This window comes from Pseudolysinimonas sp., assembly GCF_044239695.1.
Classification (GTDB): Bacteria; Actinomycetota; Actinomycetes; order Actinomycetales; family Microbacteriaceae; genus Pseudolysinimonas_A.
Genome location: NZ_JBIIAW010000014.1, coordinates 1 through 20,176 on the forward strand (window position 1 = coordinate 1; position 20,176 = coordinate 20,176).

The window sequence follows — 20,176 nt, forward strand, 5'->3', positions numbered from 1 at the left end:
ACGGGAGCGGCAACGGACCTATCGCCGCGTTCCTCGGCATCCTGGGCGACCTCGGACACGACATCAAGCTCTACGACTACGTCGAGCACACCCTGTCGGCGGGAGGCGACGCCCAGGCGGCCGCCTACGTCGAGCTGCAGGTCGACGGCAAGCGCCTCTGGGGCGTCGGGATCGACGGCGACATCTCGACGGCATCCCTCAAGGCGGTGGTGTCGGCGGTGAACCGCTCGGTGCGCGCCGACGCCAGCGACCGCGAACTCGCCGCCGTCTAACCCAGCACGAACAGCACGCGGCGCGCGCCGGCGACGGTGCGCGCCGCGATGTGCTGTTCGTCGGCGACGAAGGTGACGAGCAGGCCGTCGGGCGACATCCAGTCGTCCATCCCGGCGACGACGGCGCGTAACGGATCGAGGCCGTCCGCGCCCCCGGCGACGGCGCGGTCGGGTTCGTGCGCGCGGTAGTCGCCGGCGATGCCCGACAGCCGGGCCGTCGGCACGTGCGGGAGGTAGGCGACGGCGAGGTCGACCCGGCCGCGCAGGGTGCGGGGGAGTGCCTGCCACCAGTCGCCGAGGTGGGCCTCGAAGCCGTGCCGTCGCCCGTTGCGGGCGGCGAAACGCAGGGCGACCGGGTCGATGTCGACGGCGTGCACCCGGGCCTGCGGCAGGCGGCGGTGCAGCGCCGCGGCGATCGCCCCGGATCCGCAGCCCAGGTCGACGACCACGCGGGCGTCGGGAGCGGCGGCCACGGCGTCGTCGACGAGGGGTTCGGCCCGCAGTCGCGGCACGAACACGCCGTCTCCGACTTCGACCTCGACCCCGGCGAACCGGGCGACGCCGAGCGCCTGTTCGAGCGGGGTGCCTGCCGCGCGGGCGGCGACCACGGCATCCGTCGCGTCGTCGTCGTGACCGAGCACGCGGCGGATCTCGGCCGCCTCGGCTTCGGCGAAGACGCAGCCGACGGCACGCAGCCGGGCGACGAGCCGGTCGCTCACTGCGGCTCGACCGGGCGGGGGCGCCGCCGACGCAGCGCCACCTGTTCCGGCAGGCTCCAGTGGAACAGCACCGCCAGGATGCGCACCGCGAAGGTCACGACGACGCCGGCGATCGCCGCAAGGGTGCCGTCGACGCCGAACCGGGTGAGGGCCACGAGTGCCGTCGCCCCGGCGATCGCGGCGACCGCGTACAGGGAGCCGACGTGCATGAGCGCGATCGGCACGTTGAGCAGCAGGTCGCGCAGGATCGATCCTCCGACGGCGCTGACCGCCCCGACGAACACGGCGGGCACCTCCGGCAGCCCGGCGGCGAGGGCGGCGGTCGTGCCGATCGCTCCGAAGAGGCCGATGGTGAGGGCATCCAGGGCGGTGATGACGGCGGAGAGCCGCGCGAACAGGCGCTCCAGCAGCATCCCGAGCAGCGCCGCCACGGTCGCGACCGGCAGGTAGGCGTTGCTCTCCAGCGCGCGCGGTACGTCGGCGAGCAGCAGATCGCGGATGATGCCGCCGCCGAAGCCCGTCGCGATGCCGATGATCGCCACGCCGAGCAGGTCGAGGCGCCGATCGCGGAACTGCGCCGCGAACAGCGCCCCCTGCAGCGACCCGATGCCGACGGCGAGCAGGTCGGCCCAGAGCGGGATCGTGAAGGGGGTCACGGCATCCATCATCGTGCCCGGAGCGGAGGATCCCCCCTTCTCAGCCCGGAAAGGGGAGACTTGTCCCCATGGGTCAGACGTATCGCGACGAAGCCGTCGTGCTGCGTACCCACAAGCTGGGCGAGGCCGATCGCATCGTCACGATGCTCAGCCGACAGAACGGCAAGATCCGCGCCGTCGCGAAAGGGGTGCGGCGCACGGCATCCCGGTTCGGCTCGCGGCTGGAACCGTTCATGGTCGCCGACTTGCAGCTCTACCGCGGCCGCAGCCTCGACATCGTGCAGCAGGCGGAGTCGCTCGGCTCCTACGGCGCCGACATCGTCGACGACTACCCCCGGTTCACCGCGGCCACCGCGATGGTGGAGGCGGCCGACCGGCTGACCGACCACGACGCCGGACTGCAGCACTACCTCTTGCTGGTCGGCGCCCTGCGCTCGCTCGCGAAGGCCGAGCACTCGGCCGGGCTCACCCTCGACTCCTACCTGCTGCGCGCGCTGTCGATCGCGGGATGGGCGCCGTCGTTCGTCGACTGCGCCGTCACCGGGGAAGCGGGTCCGGGGCACACCGCCTTCGTCGTGCAGCTCGGCGGGGTCGTCAGCGACGCGGTCGCCCCACCCGGCGCCCCGCGTCTCGACCCGGCGACCCTCGAGGTGCTCGGCGCGCTGCTCGCCGGCGACTGGCCGGTCGCGGAGGGCGCCGACGAACGCACCCGCGCGCAGGCCTCCGGCGTCGTTGCCGCGTACACGCAGTTCCACCTCGAGCGCGGACTGCGTTCGCTCACCCATGTCGATCGGACCCCCGCATGACGCCGAGCGCACCGATGTGCGTCGAGCGCAATTGCGTGATCACGCGCGCTCGACGCACATCGACGCAGTGGAGGATCGCGTGACCGACTCGACGGGATACGGCGGCTCAGGCACGGGCCTGCCGATCGACTGGACCGGGCTGCAGCCGCCGACGATGCCGCACGCCGCCGTGCCGAAGCACGTCGCGATCGTCATGGACGGCAACGGTCGCTGGGCGAACCGCAAGGGCCTCTCGCGGGTCGAAGGTCACAAGGCGGGCGAAGCGAGCCTGCTCGACGTCGTCGCGGGTGCGATCCAGATCGGGGTGACCCACCTGTCGGCCTACGCGTTCTCGACCGAGAACTGGGCGCGCAGCCCCGACGAGGTGCGCTTCCTGATGGGCTTCAACCGCGACGTCATCCGCCGCCGCCGCGACCAGTTGCACGAGTGGGGGGTACGCGTGAAGTGGGCCGGTCGCCGTCCCCGGCTGTGGCGCTCCGTGATCGAGGAGCTCGAGGTCGCCGAGCGGATGACGGCGGGCAACACCGGCCTGACCCTCACGATGTGCGTCAACTACGGCGGTCGCGTGGAGATCGTGGATGCCGTGCGCCAGATCGCCGCGGACGTCGCCGCCGGTCGCATCAAGCCCGACCGCATCAGCGAGAAGACCCTGCAGAAGCACCTCTACGTGCCCGACCTGCCGGATGTCGACCTGTTCGTGCGGTCGTCGGGGGAGCAGCGCACCAGCAACTTCCTGCTCTGGCAGTCCGCCTACGCCGAGATGGTCTTCCTCGACACCCTGTGGCCCGACTTCTCACGCACCGACCTCTGGCACGCGATCGAGATCTACGCCGGGCGCGCGAGGCGGTTCGGTGGAGCGGTGGATGCGCCGCAGAGCTGAAGCGCACGACCGCGTCAGGCGTCGACGTTGCGCAACGCGACGCATCGCGGGAGAATGAAGTGTCCATTGCGGAAGCTTTGGAAAGTGAACCCGGCAGCTCTCCGGACGGTGAGTCGGCCGGGTTTCGCGTTTCTACAGCCGAAGCTCCGTGATCGACAACGAGGAGATCTTCGATCGCCAGGCGCTCGATCCTCCGTGCGCCCACGCGACGATGTCGGCGAGCCACAGAAGCGGCTCGTCCGAGGGCCGGTGGTGCACGACGTTGACCCGATCCAGGTTCTTTGTTCGGGCCAAGACGTCGCCGATGATCTGCCGGTCCTGCTTGTCCTGGTCGCACGATTCGATCACCATGCGCCGTAGTCCCTGCGAGACCAAATGATCCGTCAACGCGGCAAGGCACCCGTCGCGACTGACTCGGTCGCTCTCACGTGAGGTCCTGATGACGATGACGGCGCTGATCATCGAGAGGTCCGCGACGTGGGCGATTAAGCGTCCTTTCGTCTCGGCGCTCTCCTTGGCCATGTGAAGACGGGTCTGCCGACCGCGGAGCTGGCTCTTGATCGATTGTCTCGTCCGCGTGACCTCCTGCTCCGGAACGATGACGCCGCAGAGGATGTAGTCGCGTCCGCGTATCGACTCGTCGACGTAGGCCTGCATCACGATGTCTTTCGATCTACGAGGACTCCCGGCTCCCTGAGATTCACGCAGAGGATCTCTTTCTCCAGCGTGGGGATACGACGCCGGGACTCTGTCACGTCGATGTCGTAGAACTTGAGGAAAGAAATGAGCGAGATGGTCCACAGCACGTCGCGCACCCCCGACAGCTTGTAGGCGTTCGTTGAATCGGGACGGGATGGGCGCAGACCGATGACCTCGCGCTCGCGGTCGAAGAGCAGCTCGACGAAATCCGTGTCGCCGAGAAGTCGGCGCGCTTCCGAGTTGAGGTGCATGGAGCCCTTGCGGAGAAGCGTCACCTCCGGCCACGTGGGCGCCTTAGTCGCTCCTTTTTCATAGGTCTCGAACACGTACCTAATCCTAGACCTAGGATGAAACTTGGCACGAGACCTAGATTTTCGGCGCGCCAGCGCTGCTCGCAGGCGAGGATGTCGGCGCGGCACCGTTCAGAGTCGGCACGCCGGTATCCTGAGCAGGATGTCTACACCCACCTCCCTCGACTCGATCATCTCGCTCGCGAAGCGCCGCGGCTTCGTCTTCCAGTCCGGCGAGATCTACGGGGGTTCCCGCTCGGCCTGGGACTACGGCCCGCTCGGCACCGCGCTGAAGGAGAACATCAAGCGCGAGTGGTGGAAGTTCATGGTGCAGACGCGCGACGACATCGTCGGCATCGACTCCTCGGTGATCCTGCCGAAGCGCGTGTGGGAGGCCTCCGGCCACGTCGCGGTGTTCTCCGACCCGCTCGTCGAGTGCCTGAGCTGCCACAAGCGCTACCGCCAGGATCACCTGCTGGAGGCGTTCGAAGAGAAGAAGGGCCGCACCCCCGAGAACGGCATGGCCGACATCGTCTGCGAGAACTGCGGCACCCGCGGCCAGTGGACCGAGCCGCGCGAGTTCAGCGGACTGCTGAAGACCTACCTCGGCCCGGTCGACGACGAGGCGGGCCTGCACTACCTCCGCCCGGAGACCGCTCAGGGCATCTTCGTGAACTTCGCGAACGTGCTCTCGAGCGCCCGCATGAAGCCCCCGTTCGGCATCGCGCAGGTCGGCAAGAGTTTCCGCAACGAGATCACCCCCGGCAACTTCATCTTCCGCACGCGCGAGTTCGAGCAGATGGAGATGGAGTTCTTCGTCAAGCCCGGCACCGACGACGAGTGGTTCAGCTACTGGATCGAGCAGTGCGAGCAGTGGTTCCTCGGCCTCGGGCTGAACCCGGAGAACCTGCGCCGCTACGAGCACCCGACCGAGAAGCTCTCGCACTACTCGAAGGGCACCACCGACCTGGAGTACCGTTTCGGGTTCAGCGGGAGCGAGTGGGGCGAGCTGATGGGTGTCGCCAACCGCACCGACTTCGACCTGTCGACCCACTCGCGGGAGTCGGGTGTCGACCTGTCGTACTTCGACCAGACGACGAACGAGCGCTGGACGCCGTACGTCATCGAGCCGGCCTTCGGCCTGACCCGGGCCCTCATGGCGTTCCTCGTCGACGCCTACGCCGAAGACGAGGCCCCGAACACCAAGGGGGGCGTCGACAAGCGCACCGTGCTGCGACTCGACCGCCGCCTCGCCCCGGTGAAGGCCGCTGTGCTCCCGCTGTCGCGCAACGAGCAGCTCTCGCCGATCGCGAAGGAGGTCGCCGCCGACCTCCGCCAGGACTGGATGATCGAGTTCGATGACGCCGGCGCAATCGGTCGCCGCTATCGCCGTCAGGATGAGATCGGCACCCCGTTCTGCGTGACGATCGACTTCGACACCCTCGACGACCAGGCGGTCACGGTGCGCGAGCGCGACACGATGGCCCAGGAGCGGGTCTCCCTCGACCGGCTGCACGGCTACATCGCGGAGCAGCTGAAGGGCTGATGGCGCGTCCGGAGCGCGACAACGACTTCGACGCGATTCGGCTGCTTGCCGCGATGGCCGTTCTCGTCGGGCATGCGTTCCCGCTCACCGGGATGCCGCATCCGCCGTTTCTCGCCGGGCTCAAGCTGTTCGACCTCGGCGTCTACGTGTTCTTCAGCCTGAGCGGATTCCTCATCGGGAGCAGTTGGGCGCGATCCCCGCTCGCGATCCCATTCTTGCTCCGACGTGTGTTCCGCATCTTCCCGGCGCTGGTACTGCTCGTCTTCGCGACAACGTTCGTCGTCGGTCCCGTCGTCACGGCGATCGGTGCGGCCGACTACTTCGCGGACTCGGGTTCCTGGGCGTATCTGGGCAATCTCACGCTCGTGCCGGTCTACACGCTGCCGGGCGTCTTTCTTGAGAATCCGGTCGACGCGATCGTCAACGGGGCCCTCTGGACCCTCGGTCCCGAGTTCGTCTGCTACCTGGTCGTCCTCGCCGTCGGGTTGCTCGCGCTCCGCACCGTTCGTCCGGGGACGTGGCGTCTCGTCGCTTTCGCCGGGTTCGGTCTGACCGTCGTCGTCGTCCTGCTGGTCCCCCACCTTGCTCCCCGTGGAGCACGTGACGTGTTGACGGTCGCCGTGTTCTTCGCCGGCGGAGCGGTTCTCGCCGAACTCCGCGCGCGCGGACGGCTGAGTCTCCTCGGCCGGGTTCCGGTGCTGGTCGCGCTGACCGCGGCGTGGGTCGTCGGGGGCGCGGTCTTGCCCGAGCCGGCCGCGGTCGGGCTCGCCTGGGTGGTGCTGCCGAGTCTCGTCGTGGGCTGGGGCGGGCGGTCGACTCCCGTGGTGCGTCGCGCCGCGCGATTCGGCGATCTGTCGTACGGGCTCTACCTCTGGGGCTTCCCGGTGCAGCAGGCCGTCGTGCTCGTCGCCCCCGGGCTGCCGCTCGCCGTCGACATCCTGCTTGTCGCGATCATCGCCGGGGGGCTCGCGCTCGCCTCCTGGTGGCTCATCGAGCGTCGGGCGATCGGTTTCGGGCGTTGGGCAGGCCGACAGTTCCGCATCAAACGCACTGCAATCGGTGCGACCTGAACGGCGCGGTTTCATTGTGCGGAACCATTGCTGGACAACTACCTATGACGATAGGTAGTGTGTCTCGCGACGACGATGTCGGAAGGAACGCACCCCATGGCGAACTACACCACAGCTCAGCTCCTCGAGGACTTCTCGCTCGAGATGACCGGCAAGGATGTCCCTGGACTCCTCGAAGCCGCTCCGCTCATCCCGCAGGGCACGCGCATCAACGTGACCTTCCTCGGCAACGAAGACCTCCAGATGCGGCTCGTTGCGTCGAAGGCGGTGCTGGATGGCGGTTTCCTCCCCGTGCCGCACATTTCGGCCCGGCGCCTCTCCTCGCAGGCCCAGCTCGAGGAGTACCTGACGGCCCTCCAGGGCCAGGGCACCTCGGAGTACGTCTTCTCCGTCGGCGGCGACCCCTCGACCCCGGAGGGGCCGTACGAGGACTCGCACGACGTCATCAAGACCGGGCTGCTGCAGAAGTTCGGGGCGAAGGACATTTCGATCGCCGGCTACCCGGAGGGTCACCCCGACATCTCCGACGAGCAGCTGTGGACCGCGATCACCGGCAAGCACGCGACCCTCGTCGAGCAGGGCACGACCGGCACGATCCTCACCCAGTTCGGATTCGACGAGGACCCGGTCGTCGCCTGGATCGAGAAGGTGCGCGCCGCCGGCATCGACTACGAGATCCGGGTCGGCGTCCCCGGACCGGCCGGCATCAAGCGACTCCTGTCGTTCGCCGCGCGCTTCGGGGTCGCCTCGAGCGCCGGCATTGCGAAGAAGTACGGCCTCTCGCTCACCAACCTGATGGGTACCGCCGGCCCGGACAAGTTCATCAAGCGCCTCGCCAAGAAGCTCGACCCGTCGAAGCACGGTGTGGTGAAGTTGCACTTCTACACCTTCGGCGGGCTCACGGCGACGTCCGAGTGGATCCGCGACTTCAAGGAGAAGCTGTAACCATGGCGACCACCGAACTCGCTCCCGCGCCGGCCCCCCAGCTCGACGCCTACGCCGACCAGGCCGTGCTCATCGTGCACGGCAAGGACCAGCCGGGGATCGTCGCCGCTGTCTCGGCGGTGCTCGCCCGGATCGGCGCCAACATCGTGTCGCTCGACCAGTACTCCGACAACCCCGAGGGCGGCCGGTTCTTCCAGCGGACCGTCTTCCACCTGGCCGACCTCAACGTCGCCGTGCCCGCGCTCGAAGCCGAACTCGGCGAGGTCATCACGAAGGGCTTCGGCCTGGAGTGGAAGCTCTCGCAGCGCTCGGTCGCGAAGCGCGTCGTCATCATGGCGTCGAAGAGCGACCACTGCCTGCTCGACCTGCTCTGGCGGCAGCGCCGCGGCGAGATCCCGATGACGGTGCCGATGGTCATCGGCAACCACACCGAGCTGGCGGATGACGTGCGCGGGTTCGGCATCCCGTTCCTGCACGTGCCGAGCAAGCCCGGCCCCGACAAGAGCGAGGCGGAGGCGAAGATCCTCGACCTGATCCGCGGCAACGCCGACCTCGTCGTGCTCGCCCGCTACATGCAGGTCATCTCCGAGGACTTCATCGAGAAGATCGGCGTGCCGATCATCAACATCCATCACTCGTTCCTGCCCGCCTTCATCGGCGCCGGCCCGTACCGCAAGGCGAAGGAGCGCGGCGTCAAGCTGATCGGCGCGACCGCGCACTACGTGACGGCCGAGTTGGATGAGGGTCCGATCATCGAGCAGGACGTCGTGCGGGTCACGCATGCCGAGACCGCCGCCGACCTGCAGCGCCGCGGCGCCGACGTCGAGCGCGCGGTGCTCTCCCGCGCGGTGCTCGCGCACTGCGAGGACCGGGTCATCCGCGCCGACCGCGAAACGATCGTCTTCTAGCGACCTCCGGGTTCATCCGAGCCCTTCCACACCCACCCAACGCCTATATCCATAGGTATTCAACGAAGAAGGAACCATGGCTGAAGCAACCAACCTCCAGGGGAAGATCGACGCGGCCGGCAGCCCCGTCGAACTGCTCCGCAACTCGCAGATCGGGTCGTACATCTACCCGGTCGTGCCGGCCGACTTCCAGAACTGGATCAAGGAGCAGCAGGCCTGGCGCACGACCGCCGTGCTCTACGACCAGTCGCACCACATGGACAACGTGTTCCTCAAGGGCTCGGACGCCATCAACCTGATCCGCGACACGGCCATCAACTCGGTCGAGGTCTTCCCGGTCGACCGTGCCAAGCAGTACGTGCCGACCACCGCGTCGGGTCACGTCATCGGTGACGGCATCCTCTTCCGCGAGGCCGAGGACGAGTACGTGTACGTCGGCCGCGCGCCGGCCTCGAACTGGCTCGCGTACCACGCCGAGACCGGCGGCTACTCGAACCTCGACCTGGTGATCGACCGCCGCTCGAACTCGCGCCCGTACGGTGACGCGGTCTCGCGCAAGTACTACCGGTTCCAGATCCAGGGCCCGGCCGCGTGGTCGGTCATCGAGAAGCTCAACGGCGGACCGCTCGAGCAGCTCAAGTTCTTCAGCATGGCGAAGATGAACATCGGCGGCGTGAGCGTGCGCACCCTGCGTCACGGCATGGCCGGCGCCCCGGGTCTGGAGCTGTGGGGCCCGTACGCCGACCACCACAAGATCCGCGACCTCATCGTCGAGGCGGGCAAGGAGTTCGGCCTCGTGCCGGTCGGCTCGCGCGCCTACCCGTCGAACACGCTCGAGTCGGGCTGGATCCCGTCGCCGCTGCCCGCGATCTACACGGGCGCCGAGGAGCAGGGCTACCGCGACTGGCTGCCCGCCGACTCCTACGAGGCCACCGGCACGCTCGCCGGCTCGTTCGTCTCGGAGAACATCGAGGACTACTACCTCACCCCGTGGGAACTCGGCTACGGCTCGTTCGTGAAGTTCGACCACGACTTCATCGGTCGCGACGCGCTCGAGAAGATGGACAAGGACGCGCAGCGCAAGAAGGTCACGCTCGCCTGGGAGCCGGAAGACGTCACCAAGATCTTCGCGTCGCTCTTCGACGTCGACGGCCCGTCGCACAAGTTCTTCGACCTGCCGCTGGCGAACTACGGTTCGGCGAACTACGACTCGGTCGTGGATGCCGACGGCACCGTCGTCGGCTACTCGATGTTCACCGGGTACTCGTCGAACGAGAAGCGCGCGCTGTCGCTCGCGACGATCTCGCCCGACGTGCCCGAGGGCACCGAGCTGCGCGTGCTGTGGGGCGAGGCGCCCAACACCACGAAGGCCTCGGTCGAGAAGCACGAGCAGCTGCCCGTGCGCGCCGTCGTCAGCCCGGTTCCGTACTCGACGGTCGCCCGCCAGTCCTACCAGGGCGGCTGGCGCACCGGCTACAACGCCTGAGCATCCGTCGCAACCTCTAGGGTCGGATGCGGGATCACTTCACGGTCCCGCATCCGGCCCTAGGCCTTTTCCCGCTATTCGAGGTGCCCGTTGTCCCTGAGATTCGCGCTACTCGCCCTGCTGAGCGTCGACGCCATGACGGGTTACGACCTGCACAAGCGCTTCGACTCCTCGGTGGGACACGTCTGGTACGCGCCCGATTCGCAGATCTACCCCGAGCTCCGCAAGATGGAGGCCGACGGCGTCGTCACCGCCGAGGAGGTGCCCTGGGGCACCAAGGGCACGAAGCGCGAGTACCACATCACCGGCGCAGGTCGGGATGCCCTCCGCACGTGGATGAACACGACCCTCCCGTACGCCCGCTTCCGGGACGCGATGCACCTCAAGTCGGCGTACTTCGAGTGGGCGACCCCGGACGCTGCCCGCAGTCAGCTGCGCGCCCACATCGCCCACTACGAGTCCGAACTCGCGCAGTGGCAGGACCAGATCGATCAGATCGACGGCGGCTCGAGCCCGATGCTCAACCGTCGCCTCGAGGTGACGCCCGAGAAGGATCGGAAGCGCACCGCGGCGTTCAAGCGCTACGCCTACGAAGGCCTCGTGCAGCGGGCCGAGCAGGAGATCGCCTGGGCGCGCGACGGGCTGCGGCTCATCGACGACCTGGATGTCGGCCAGCCCGAGGAGACCCCGTGAGTGACCTGACGATCGTCGAACTGCCCTACCACCGGCTCTACCGCGCGCAGCCGACCTACCGCTGGTGGCGCCCCCTGGTCGCGGTGCTCATGACCGCGGTGTTCTTCATCGGGGTCAGCATCCTCGTCGCCATCCCGGTGTTCGTCGTGGTGCTCGCGACGAACGCGATCGACTTCCTCGCCCCGAGCGCGACCGACGACCTGACCACGCTCATCACCCCCGACATGGCGCGGCCGTGGACCCTCGCCTTCGGGCTCGGCTCGATCATCCTCGTGCTGCCGCTCATCCCGGTCGCGCTGCGCATCGCCGGCATCCGCCCGGCCGGGGTGCGGGTCAGCATCCTGCACTCGGTGCTCTTCCGCCTGCGCTGGCGCTGGCTCGCGGTCACCCTCATCCCTGCGGCCGTCGTCTGGATCGCGACCTTCGCAGGGCAGCTCGCGATCGGCATCGCGGCGGGGGAGGAGCTGCTGCCGTTCAGCACCGACGTGCCGACGTACCTGCTCTCGGTGCTCATCGTCGTGCTGCTCGTGCCGATCCAGGCGGCGACGGAGGAATACCTCTACCGCGGCGTGCTGATGCAGTCGGTCGGTTCGTGGGTGCGGTTCGCCCCGGTCACGATCATCGTCTCGGCGGTGCTCTTCGGGCTCAGCCACGCCTACGACTTCTGGGGCATCCTGACGGTCATCGTGATGGGCGTCGGATTCGCGGTCGTGACGATCCGCACCGGCGGACTCGAGGCGGGCATCGCGATGCACACGGTCAACAACGTGGCCGCGTTCGTGGTGACCGGCACCGGGATGTTCGGCCCCACCGGCATCACCGAGGACACGGGAGGCCCGGCCGGTCTCGTCGCACAGATCGTCACGGTCGTGCTCTGGGTGCTCGCGGTCGAGTGGTTCGCCCGCCGGCACGGCATCGAGCGGCTGAGCCGAATCGGCGTGGAAGTGCCCGCGGCGGGAATGCCACCGCTTCCCCCGAGTTGAACCCGGTATGAGTTCTGTTGGTGACGCGTCTCCGATCAAGGTCGACATCTGGTCGGACATCGCCTGTCCGTGGTGCTTCATTGGCAAGCGCAAGTTCGAAGCCGCGGTGACGTCGTCGGGCATCCCGGTGGAGGTCGAGTACCACTCGTTCGAGCTCTCCCCGAACACCCCGGTCGAGATGGAAGGCACGCACTCCGACTTCCTCGCCTCGCACCTGGGTGTCGACGCCGAGCAGGCGCAGGTGATGCTCGACCGCGTGACCGGGATCGCCGAGAGCGTGGGGCTGCACTACGACTACGACGCCCTCCAGACCACGAACACGGTCCTCGGCCATCAGGCGATCCACTACGCCAAGGCCCACGGCAAGCAGCTGGAGATGAAGGAGCGCCTCATGAAGGCGTACTTCGAAGAGGGCCGCCACGTGGGTCGCATCCCGGAGCTCGCCGACCTCGCCGCCGAGATCGGCCTCGACCGTGAGGATGTCGTCCGCTCGCTGACCGCGGGCGAGTACCTCGCCGCCGTGCACGCCGACGTCGCGCAGGCGAGGGAGCTGGGCATCCGCGGTGTTCCGTTCTTCGTGCTCGACGGCACGTACGGCGTCTCCGGTGCGCAGGAGTCGGCCACGTTCGTCAACGTGCTCGAGCAGGTCGTCGCGGAGCGGGCGACCGTATGAGCGACGCGCCGAAGATCGTGCTGACCCCCCTCGGCGACGCCGGCGTCGTCTGTGAGGGCGACGTGTGCGAGGTCCCGAGCACCATCGCGGGTTGAGTGCCGCGCGACGCGCGGTGTATCGAAACCCCTACAGCGGCTCCGTGATGTCGGCGAGGGTGGCATCCATCCCGCGCACCAGGTCGTCGGCCTGCACGAACAGCGAGTACCCGTGCTCGCCCGCGCCCATCGAGACGCGTTTGCCAGCGATCCGCTCATCGGCGAACACCGGCCACGCCGTCGTCGAGCCGAGCGGGGTGATGGTGCCGCGTTCGAACCCGGTCGCCTCGAGCGCGAGTTCCGCCTCGGGCAGACGCAGCTTGTTGACGCCGACGACGGCCCGCAGTTTCGCCCAGGAGATCTGCCGGTCGCCGGGCACCAGGGCAAACAGGTAGCTGCCGTCGTGGCGGCGCACGACGAGCGACTTCACGATGTCCGCGGGATCGATGCCGAGGATGCTCGCCGCCTCCTCGAGCGACCGGGCGACGGCCCGCTCCGTGAACTCGACGGGGATGCCTCGGGCTTCCGCGTCGGCCGCAACACGTTCTCTGCCGGTCGTCATGCTCCGATTCTCTCCCGGTGTTCGCAACTCTCGGAATTTCGACCCCTCATCGACGTCTCATCGACGAAGGGCTGAATGTCCAAGAGTTGAGAACACGACGGGACGCCACCGGCACCCCGTCTGCGGGTCTGAAACAATCAAGGAGTGTCCACCTCCGTCATCGCGAAACCCCTGAGGATCGGGGGGATCGAGCTGACCGTTCCGGTGGTGCTCGCGCCGATGGCCGGGATCACGAACACGGCGTTCCGCCGGCTCTGCCGGGAGTACGGCGCCGGGCTCTACGTGAGCGAGATGATCACCTCCCGCGCCCTCGTAGAACGCACCCCGGAGTCGATGCGTCTCATCCGGCACCACGAGTCGGAGACGCCGCGCAGCATCCAGCTGTACGGGGTCGACCCGAAGACGGTGCGCGAGGCGGTGACGATGCTCGTCGCCGAGGACCGCGCCGACCACATCGACCTCAACTTCGGCTGCCCGGTGCCGAAGGTCACCCGCAAGGGCGGGGGAGCCGCGCTGCCCTGGAAGCTGGACCTGTTCCGCGACATCGTCGAGGGTGCCGTGAAGGCGGCCGGGGATCGTCCGCTGACGATCAAGATGCGCAAGGGCATCGATCCCGACCACCTGACCTACCTCGAGGCCGGGCGGATCGCGGAGGGCGCGGGTGTCGGCAGCATCGCCCTGCACGCGCGCACGGCGAGCGAGTTCTACTCCGGACACGCCGACTGGTCGGCGATCGCGAAGCTCAAGGAGACGATCACCGACGTGCCGGTGCTCGGCAACGGCGACATCTGGTCGGCCGAGGATGCCCTCCGCATGGTCGCCGAGACCGGCTGCGACGGGGTCGTCGTCGGGCGCGGCTGTCTCGGCAAGCCCTGGCTCTTCGGCGACCTCGCCGCGGCGTTCACCGGCGGGGTGCTCAAGGCCGAGCCGACGCTCGGCGAGGTCGCCCGGGCTTACCAGCGGCACGCCGAACTGCTCGTCGAGTTCTTCGAGGACGAGGCGCGGGCCTGCCGCGACATCCGCAAGCACGTGGCTTGGTACTTCAAGGGCTACGCGGTCGGCGGCGAGACGCGGGCGGCGCTCGCGATGTCGTCGAGCCTCGACGAGATCGCCCAGTTGCTCGGTCGCCTCGACCACGACCAGCCCTACCCGGGCGCCGACGCCGAGGGCCAGCGCGGCCGGGCGGGCACCCCGAAGACCCCGAGCCTGCCCGATCGTTGGCTCGACAGCCGCGAGATCGCGGAGGGCATGCGGGCCGAGGTCGCCGAGGCCGAATTGCACAACAGCGGTGGCTGATCACCGCCACTCCTCGCCGTTGCCGCTGGGCTACGCGGAGGAGGATGCCGAGCGCTGGCTTCCCGAGCAGCACGCGAGCCGCCGCAGCGACTTCGCCCGCGATCGCGCGCGCATCCTGCATTCCAGCGGCTGGCGCCGGCTGGCGCAGAAGACCCAGGTGCTGAGTCCCACGGCCGGGCTCGACTTCGCCCGCAACCGCCTCACGCATTCCCTCGAGGTCGCTCAGGTCGGTCGGGAACTCGCGCAGCGGCTCGGACTGGACCCGGATGTCGTCGACACCGCGTGTCTCGCGCACGACCTGGGGCATCCGCCGTTCGGGCACAACGGGGAGCGTGCGCTCGCCGAGTGGGCGAGCGAGATCGGCGGCTTCGAGGGCAACGCGCAGACCCTGCGCCTGGTGACCCGGCTCGAACCGAAGGTGTTCGGCGACGACGGCCGCTCGTACGGACTCAATCTCACCCGGGCGTCGCTCGACGCGAGCTGCAAGTACCCGTGGCCGGCCGCCCAAGGCATCCCGGACCCGTCGGGACGCAGCAAGTACGGCTTCTACGACGACGACACCGAGGTGTTCGAGTGGCTGCGCGCCGGGGCGCCGGAGCGGGTGCGCTGCATCGAAGCGCAGGTGATGGATCTCTCCGACGACATCGCCTACTCGGTGCACGACTTCGAGGATGCGATCGTCGGCGGGTTCCTCGACGTGAAGGCGCTCGGGGCCCGCGTCGACCACGACGCCCTGGTCGACGCGATGTTCGCCTGGATCGGCGGCGAGTTCGACCACGACACTCTGATCGCGGCCTTCGACCGGCTCGACAGCCTCGAGTACTGGATCGACACCTGGGACGCCAGCCGCCGCGACCTCGCCCGGCTGAAGAACCTCACCAGCTTCCTCATCGGCCGCTTCGCCGGGCATGCCGAGCGCGCGACCCGGGAGGCGTACCCGCAGTCCGCCCTCGCGCGATTCGGGGCGGATGTCGTGGTGCCGGAGGAGACCCGGGCCGAGATCGCGGTGCTCAAGGGCATCGTCGCGGCGAATGTGATGTCGACGAACGCCCGCCAGCCGCTCTACGCCCGGCAGCGCGGCATCCTCACCGAACTCGCCGACCGCCTGCTGGCCGATCCGAGCCAGCTGGATGTCGGTTTCGCCGCCGACTGGGCCGACGCTCCCGACGACGCCGCCCGCATGCGCGTCGTCGTCGACCAGGTGGCCTCGCTGACCGACGTGTCGGCGGGCTCCTGGCACGAGCGGCTGCTCGGGTGACGGGCGCGCTCGCCGTCATCCCGAGGGGCGGCCGCCTCGTCGCCGTGCTCGGCATCGTGCTCGTCGGGCTGTCGATGCGCAACGCCGTCGCGGTCATCGCGCCGGTCTTCGACGTCATCTCGGACGAACTCGGGCTGAGCGTCGTCGTGCTGTCGCTCGTCGGCGCCGCTCCACCGCTGTGCTTCGCCGCCGCCGGACTCTTCGTGCCGCCGCTCACCCGCCGCTTCGGGCTCGAGGCGCTCCTCGTCGTCGCGATCCTCGCGATCGCGCTCGGCGAGATCCTGCGCGCGTTCTCCGGCGAGGCGGTGCTGCTCGTCGGCTCGACCGTCATCGTCATGCTCGGGATCGGCGCGGCCAACGTGCTGCTGCCGCCGCTCGTGCGCCGCTACTTCCCCGACCGCGTCGCCGTCCTCACCTCGCTGTACCTCGTGCTGATGTGCGTCGGCGCGTCGGCGCCGGCGTTCGCGGCGGTGCAGCTCGCCGAGGGCGTCGGCTGGCGCTGGACGCTCGGGGTCTGGGCGCTCATCCCGCTGATCGCGATCATCCCGTGGCTCGCGATGGTGCGCGCCCCCGCCCCGCTCGCGGTCGCGCCGGTCGAGCCGCTCGCCGCCGAGTTCGACGAGCGACCGAGCGACCCCGTCGAGCCGGTGGCGGTGCTTCCGATCGTGCGCCGTCGGGTCGCGGTGTCGCCGACGGCGTGGGCGATCGCCGCGACCCTCGCGCTCGCCTCGGTGAGCATCTACGCCGCGATGGCGTATCTGCCGGTGATGCTCATCGCGGCCGGGGTGTCGCCTGCCGCGGCCGCCTTCGCCCTCGGGGTCGCGATCGTGGTCGGCATCCCGCAGGCATTGATCGTGCCGCTGCTCGCCGTGCGGCGGCGATTCGTGTTGCCGCTGCTCGTCGTCGCGGCGGCCTCGGGGGTGGTCGGCTGGGTCGGGATGCTCGTCGCCCCGGCGGCGGCTCCCGTGCTCTGGGCGTTCCTCATCGGGTCGGTGCCGATCGCCTTCCCCCTCGCGCTGCTGCTGGTCAACACGCGCACCCGCAACCACCGGGTCACGGTCTCGGTCAGCGCCTTCGTGCAGGCCGTCGGCTACGTGCTCGGCGGTCTCTCGTCGTTCATCGTCGGAGCGCTGCACGAACTCACCGGCGGCTGGACGGCGTCGACCGTGCTCGCCCTGGTGAGCCTGTTGCTGGTGGTGCCGGCGATCGTGATCCTTCGGCGAGAGCGCTTCGTCGACGATGAGATCGTCACCCCCACCGTCCGCTCATGACGGGGGTCGTCAAGCCCCGTCTGCTCGCGTTGCTCGGCATCGTGTTGCTGTCGTTCGGGATGCGCAGCGCGACGACGTCGTTCACTCCCGTGTTCGAGTTGGTCTCGGCCGACCTGGGTCTCTCGCCCGTCGTGCTCGGAGTGGTCGGCGCGCTGCCGCCATTCGCGTTCGCGCTCGCGGGGAGCCTCACCCCCTGGCTCTCCCGCCGGCTCGGAGCGGAGCGCGCGCTCGTCGTCGCGATCGGCGCGATCGTGCTCGGACAGGTCGCCCGGGCCCTCTCGGGCGAGGTGCTCGGCATCGTCGCCTCGACCGCGCTGACGATGGTGGGGATCGGGGTCGGCAACGTGCTGCTGCCCGCCTTCGTGAAGCGCTACTTCCCCGACCGCGTCGGCGTGCTGACCGCGGTGTACACGACGCTCTTCGCGATCGGCGGCACGGGCCCCGCCTTCGTGGCCGTGCCGCTCTCCGACGCGATCGGCTGGCGCCCCGCGCTCACCGTCTGGGCGGTCACGGTGCTGATCGCGGTCGTGCCGTGGATCGCCCTCGCCCGCGGAGCGCGCACGGTGGCGCTCGAGTTGCCCGCCGCCGCCCCGGTGGCCGACGCCGGCGATCCGGTGCGGCTGAGGCGCTCGCCGCTGGCCTGGGCGCTCGTGCTCGTGCTCTCGGCGTCGGCGATGGTCGGCTATGGCGGAGCGGCCTGGCTGCCGCTCATCCTCACCGCCCGGGCCGGGCTCGACGCCGCGACGGCCGGAGCCCACCTCGGGATCGTGCTGCTCGTCGGCATCCCGGCGTCGTTGCTCGTGCCTCTCGTCGCGTCGAGGCCACACCCCGCCGCGGCGATCGTCGCGGCCGCCGGTCTGCTCGGCTCGGCGGGCTGGGCCGGTCTGCTGTTCGCGCCGACGGCCGCGCCCGCCCTGTGGTGCGTGCTCATCGGATGCGGGGCGCTCACGTTCACCCTCGTCCTCGTGCAGGTCGTCGTGCGTGCCGGCACGACGCGGGTCGCGGTGCGGCTGAGCGCGTTCGTGCAGACGATCGCTTACGTCGTCACCGGGTGTACGGTGCTCGCGCTCGGTGTACTGCACGACGCGACGGGGGAGTGGACGGCGCCGCTCGTGGTGTTCGTCGCCATCGGGATGCTGCCGTTGGTGGCGGTGCCGATCGTCCTGCGCCCCGGGCGGGTCGACGACCCGCGCTAGCTGACGACCAGGGCGGCGGCGCCGATGAGCGGCGCCTCGCCGCCGAGCCCGGCGGGCAGTATGCGGGTGGCTCGCACGAAGCCGAAACCTTCATCCGCCGCCGCGCGCACGAGGTCGAGGTAGTCGGGCGCGGAGTGCGAGAACCCGCCCCCGACGGCGACGACGTCGAGATCGACGAGGGCGCTGGCCGACGCGATCGCGAGCCCGACGGCGCGGGCGGAGCGTTCGATGGCCGCCCGGGCGACGGGATCGCTCGAGGCGGCGAGCTCCTCGCCGGTCGCGCCGACCCAGCCCTGGGCGTTGGCCCAGCGCACCGAGTTGGGTCCCGAGGCGATCGCCTCGAGGCAGCCCCGGCGTCCGCAGAGGCACGGGTCGTCGAAGCCGGCGACCTGCACGTGGCCGATGTGCCCCGCGTTACCGCTCGCGCCCGAGATGCCGCGGCCGTCGAGCACGAGCCCGCCGCCGACCCCGGTCGAGACGACCATCCCCATCACGTTCGCCGACCCCGCCCCGGCGCCGTGGCGCGCTTCGGCGAGGGCGATCGCGAGCCCGTCGATCGCGAGGGTGACGTCGGCGCCCGGCACGAGGCCGGCGACGAGGTCGCGCAGCGGGTGATCCCGCCAGGCGGGGACGTTGAGCGGCGAGGCGAAGCCGCGCGCGGTGTCGACGGGTCCGGCCGAGCCGATGCCGACGCGGGTGACGGTCGTGTCGCCGAGCGCGCCTCGCACGACCTCGGTGACCGCGGCATCCAGTTCGGCCGCGGTGCGGTCGGGTCCGGTGGGGCGACGCGTGCGAGTGCCCTCCACCAGGCGGCCGTCGGCGACGAGGGCGGCCTCGACCTTCGTGCCTCCGAAGTCAACAGCGAGCACCGGCGCCTCAGTCACGCCTCCAGCGTAGACGCCGGGCCGTCCGCGTAGACTCTGGCGGATGGACGCGACGTCGCTGGCACCGGCCGAACGGGCGGTCTCGCTGCTCGGCGGGGACTTCTCGGAGAAGAGCCTCCGGCTCCATCTCGAAGGACTTCCGGGCGTGGATGCCGTCGGGCTCGAAGCCCGCGCGGCAGGCCTCGGCACCCGCTCGATCAAGACGACCTCGAAGGCCTGGGCGCTCGACACCGTCATCCGGCTGATCGACCTCACCACCCTCTCCGGGGACGACACCCCGGGCAAGGTCCGCTCGCTCGTGGCGAAGGCGATCACCCCCGACGCGTCGGACCCGTCGACCCCCCGCGTCGCCGCCGTCTGCGTCTACGGCGACATGGTCGCCACGGCGGTCGAGGCGCTCGGCGAGATGCACGGCGACCCCGACGACGGCAAGATCTCGGTCGCGGCGGTCGCGACGGCGTTCCCCAGCGGACGCGCGTCGTTGCGGGTGAAGCTCGCCGACACCGAGGATGCGGTGGCCGCCGGCGCCGACGAGATCGACATGGTCATCGACCGCGGCGCGTTCCTCGCCGGCAACTACGGCAAGGTCTTCGAGGAGATCGTCGCCGTGAAGGAGGCCTGCCGCCGCGCCGACGGGACGTACGCGAGCCTCAAGGTGATCCTCGAGACCGGGGAACTGAACACCTACGACAACGTGCGCCGGGCATCCTGGCTCTCGATCCTCGCGGGTGGCGACTTCATCAAGACCTCGACCGGCAAGGTGCAGCCCGCGGCGACCCTGCCGGTGACGCTGCTCATGCTGCAGATCGTGCAGGAGTGGCACCGGCTCACCGGCGAGAAGATCGGCGTGAAGCCGGCGGGCGGCATCCGCTCGTCGAAGGACGCGATCAAGTTCCTGGTGACGGTCGCCGAGACGGCGGGGGAGGAGTGGCTGCAGCCGCACCTGTTCCGCTTCGGCGCCTCGACGCTGCTCAACGACGTGCTCATGCAGCGGCAGAAGATGACGACCGGTCGCTACAGCGGCCCCGACTACGTGACGGTGGACTGA

General features: G+C 69.6%; 22 protein-coding genes. 16 read left to right on the forward strand and 6 right to left on the reverse strand.

The window, feature by feature from the left end:
• A partial coding sequence (locus tag ACILQS_RS03815; RefSeq protein WP_395638775.1) for an alpha-isopropylmalate synthase regulatory domain-containing protein occupies positions 1–272 on the forward strand: 272 nt, incomplete at its 5' end.
• On the opposite strand, the gene ACILQS_RS03820 is transcribed toward ACILQS_RS03815, so the two are convergent.
• Complete coding sequence (locus tag ACILQS_RS03820) at positions 269–991, reverse strand: methyltransferase domain-containing protein (protein WP_395638776.1); 723 nt, start codon at positions 989–991, stop codon at positions 269–271. The genes ACILQS_RS03815 and ACILQS_RS03820 overlap by 4 nt on opposite strands.
• Positions 988–1,656, reverse strand: a complete 669-nt coding sequence (locus tag ACILQS_RS03825) for a trimeric intracellular cation channel family protein (protein WP_395638777.1) — start codon at positions 1,654–1,656, stop codon at positions 988–990. The genes ACILQS_RS03820 and ACILQS_RS03825 overlap by 4 nt, the downstream gene beginning before the upstream one ends.
• 59 nt (positions 1,657–1,715) lie before the next feature.
• Between ACILQS_RS03825 and recO the strand changes: the two genes are divergently transcribed.
• The gene (gene recO / locus ACILQS_RS03830) at positions 1,716–2,453 is read left to right on the forward strand and encodes a DNA repair protein RecO (protein WP_395638778.1); all 738 of its coding nucleotides are present in this window, start codon (positions 1,716–1,718) and stop codon (positions 2,451–2,453) included.
• A gap of 79 nt (positions 2,454–2,532) precedes the next feature.
• Positions 2,533–3,333 (forward strand): isoprenyl transferase, encoded by an 801-nt coding sequence (locus tag ACILQS_RS03835; RefSeq protein ID WP_395638779.1) that lies wholly within the window; start codon positions 2,533–2,535, stop codon positions 3,331–3,333.
• 132 nt (positions 3,334–3,465) lie between these two features.
• On the opposite strand, the gene ACILQS_RS03840 is transcribed toward ACILQS_RS03835, so the two are convergent.
• Positions 3,466–3,990 (reverse strand): DUF3800 domain-containing protein, encoded by a 525-nt coding sequence (locus ACILQS_RS03840; RefSeq protein WP_395638780.1) that lies wholly within the window; start codon positions 3,988–3,990, stop codon positions 3,466–3,468.
• Positions 3,990–4,358 (reverse strand): hypothetical protein, encoded by a 369-nt coding sequence (locus ACILQS_RS03845; protein WP_395638781.1) that lies wholly within the window; start codon positions 4,356–4,358, stop codon positions 3,990–3,992. The genes ACILQS_RS03840 and ACILQS_RS03845 overlap by 1 nt, the downstream gene beginning before the upstream one ends.
• Before the next feature lie 127 nt (positions 4,359–4,485).
• Here ACILQS_RS03845 and ACILQS_RS03850 point away from each other — a divergent pair, with 127 nt between their 5' ends.
• From ACILQS_RS03850 to ACILQS_RS03885, 8 genes are all read left to right on the forward strand, one after another.
• Positions 4,486–5,868, forward strand: coding sequence for a glycine--tRNA ligase (locus tag ACILQS_RS03850; RefSeq protein ID WP_395638782.1), 1,383 nt, complete (start codon positions 4,486–4,488; stop codon positions 5,866–5,868).
• Positions 5,868–6,938 (forward strand): acyltransferase family protein, encoded by a 1,071-nt coding sequence (locus tag ACILQS_RS03855; RefSeq protein WP_395638783.1) that lies wholly within the window; start codon positions 5,868–5,870, stop codon positions 6,936–6,938. The genes ACILQS_RS03850 and ACILQS_RS03855 overlap by 1 nt, the downstream gene beginning before the upstream one ends.
• 96 nt (positions 6,939–7,034) lie before the next feature.
• Positions 7,035–7,883, forward strand: a complete 849-nt coding sequence (locus ACILQS_RS03860) for a methylenetetrahydrofolate reductase (protein WP_395638784.1) — start codon at positions 7,035–7,037, stop codon at positions 7,881–7,883.
• 2 nt (positions 7,884–7,885) lie between these two features.
• The gene (purU, locus tag ACILQS_RS03865) at positions 7,886–8,791 is read left to right on the forward strand and encodes a formyltetrahydrofolate deformylase (RefSeq protein ID WP_395638785.1); all 906 of its coding nucleotides are present in this window, start codon (positions 7,886–7,888) and stop codon (positions 8,789–8,791) included.
• A gap of 76 nt (positions 8,792–8,867) precedes the next feature.
• On the forward strand, positions 8,868–10,277 hold the full coding sequence (locus ACILQS_RS03870; RefSeq protein ID WP_395638786.1) for an aminomethyl transferase family protein: 1,410 nt from the start codon (positions 8,868–8,870) through the stop codon (positions 10,275–10,277).
• Between the two features lie 135 nt (positions 10,278–10,412).
• Entirely contained in the window at positions 10,413–10,970 is a 558-nt protein-coding gene (locus ACILQS_RS03875) for a PadR family transcriptional regulator (RefSeq protein WP_395638787.1), read from the forward strand.
• Positions 10,967–11,953 carry a lysostaphin resistance A-like protein gene (locus ACILQS_RS03880; RefSeq protein ID WP_395638788.1) on the forward strand — a complete coding sequence of 329 codons (987 nt, stop codon included), beginning with the start codon at positions 10,967–10,969 and terminating at the stop codon, positions 11,951–11,953. The genes ACILQS_RS03875 and ACILQS_RS03880 overlap by 4 nt, the downstream gene beginning before the upstream one ends.
• A 7-nt stretch (positions 11,954–11,960) precedes the next feature.
• Positions 11,961–12,626, forward strand: a complete 666-nt coding sequence (locus ACILQS_RS03885) for a DsbA family protein (RefSeq protein WP_395638789.1) — start codon at positions 11,961–11,963, stop codon at positions 12,624–12,626.
• Positions 12,627–12,752: 126 nt separating this feature from the next.
• Here ACILQS_RS03885 and ACILQS_RS03890 read toward each other — a convergent pair whose 3' ends face one another.
• A complete protein-coding gene (locus ACILQS_RS03890) occupies positions 12,753–13,223 on the reverse strand; it encodes an aminoacyl-tRNA deacylase (protein ID WP_395638790.1) in 471 nt (156 codons plus the stop codon).
• Positions 13,224–13,367: 144 nt separating this feature from the next.
• Here ACILQS_RS03890 and dusB point away from each other — a divergent pair, with 144 nt between their 5' ends.
• The 4 genes from dusB to ACILQS_RS03910 are packed head-to-tail and all read left to right on the forward strand — an operon-like array spanning position 13,368 to position 18,244.
• Positions 13,368–14,519, forward strand: a complete 1,152-nt coding sequence (gene dusB, locus ACILQS_RS03895) for a tRNA dihydrouridine synthase DusB (protein WP_395638791.1) — start codon at positions 13,368–13,370, stop codon at positions 14,517–14,519.
• Entirely contained in the window at positions 14,512–15,777 is a 1,266-nt protein-coding gene (locus ACILQS_RS03900) for a deoxyguanosinetriphosphate triphosphohydrolase (RefSeq protein WP_395638792.1), read from the forward strand. Before dusB ends, ACILQS_RS03900 begins: the two co-directional genes overlap by 8 nt.
• Positions 15,774–17,048: an MFS transporter gene (locus tag ACILQS_RS03905; protein WP_395638793.1), complete on the forward strand. Its 1,275-nt coding sequence runs from the start codon at positions 15,774–15,776 to the stop codon at positions 17,046–17,048. Before ACILQS_RS03900 ends, ACILQS_RS03905 begins: the two co-directional genes overlap by 4 nt.
• Positions 17,045–18,244: an MFS transporter gene (locus tag ACILQS_RS03910; protein WP_395638794.1), complete on the forward strand. Its 1,200-nt coding sequence runs from the start codon at positions 17,045–17,047 to the stop codon at positions 18,242–18,244. The genes ACILQS_RS03905 and ACILQS_RS03910 overlap by 4 nt, the downstream gene beginning before the upstream one ends.
• Here ACILQS_RS03910 and ACILQS_RS03915 read toward each other — a convergent pair.
• Positions 18,241–19,128: an ROK family protein gene (locus ACILQS_RS03915; RefSeq protein ID WP_395638795.1), complete on the reverse strand. Its 888-nt coding sequence runs from the start codon at positions 19,126–19,128 to the stop codon at positions 18,241–18,243. The genes ACILQS_RS03910 and ACILQS_RS03915 overlap by 4 nt on opposite strands.
• Before the next feature lie 43 nt (positions 19,129–19,171).
• Between ACILQS_RS03915 and deoC the strand changes: the two genes are divergently transcribed.
• On the forward strand, positions 19,172–20,176 hold the full coding sequence (deoC, locus tag ACILQS_RS03920) for a deoxyribose-phosphate aldolase (RefSeq protein WP_395638796.1): 1,005 nt from the start codon (positions 19,172–19,174) through the stop codon (positions 20,174–20,176).